General features: G+C 65.5%; 1 protein-coding gene. It reads right to left on the bottom strand.

The window, feature by feature from the left end; translation table 11 throughout:
• Nucleotides 1–42 precede the first annotated feature (42 nt).
• The coding region (locus tag ACZ3HH_RS29905; protein WP_465810181.1) for an ABC transporter permease subunit at nucleotides 43–275 on the bottom strand (233 nt) is incomplete at its 5' end.

Below are 275 nucleotides of genomic sequence, written 5' to 3'. Positions count from 1 at the left end.
CCGCCGAAGCGGCGCACCAGATCTTTCACGCGGAGCAGCGGATCAGCCACGCGAAAACCTCCCGAGCAGGCCCATGATGCCGCCGCGGCCGAACAGCACGACAAGCAGCAAGAGCGGCCCCATGATCAGCGCCCAGTATTCCGTGAGCTGCGACAAGAACTCTTCCAGCAGGAGGTAGACCACCGCGCCGATGACGGGGCCGAACAGCGAGCCCATGCCGCCGAGGATCACCATCACCATGAGATCGCCGGAGCGGGTCCAGTACATCACGGCCG

It is taken from the genome of Pseudomonas sp. PME37.24/025, from assembly GCF_055556615.1.
Note: the sequence above shows the minus strand (reverse complement) of the source record. Positions and strands in the feature narration are given on the sequence as shown.